Origin of the sequence: Cohnella baijiui (assembly GCF_020731285.1) — a bacterium.
Lineage (GTDB): Bacteria > Bacillota > Bacilli > Paenibacillales > Paenibacillaceae > Cohnella.
Genome location: NZ_JAJFOW010000348.1, coordinates 1 through 236 on the forward strand (window position 1 = coordinate 1; position 236 = coordinate 236).

Annotated in this window: 1 protein-coding gene; it reads left to right on the forward strand. The window is 45.8% G+C overall.

Annotation, left to right across the window (positions count from 1 at the left end; all coding sequences use genetic code 11):
* On the forward strand, positions 1 to 236 hold a 236-nt coding region (locus tag LKX83_RS32910), incomplete at both ends, for a hypothetical protein (protein ID WP_227887494.1).

The window sequence follows — 236 nt, forward strand, 5'->3', positions numbered from 1 at the left end:
TCGCCGAGAAAAAGCAGTTGCAAAAACGCCTTGATCTTTTAGAGGACGAAATGGTAGAAGCGCGAGCTGGTGTGAATGCGAAGGATACAACGATTCGAGAGCTAAAGCTGCAGCTAGAAGAGAAGAGCGGTACTCTGGAGCAGGAAAAAGGGAAATGGCAGCGACGTATCATTGAACTTGAATATGAAATCGAAAAAGCCCAACGCCTCCACAAATTAAATGAGCTTGAGGAAGAG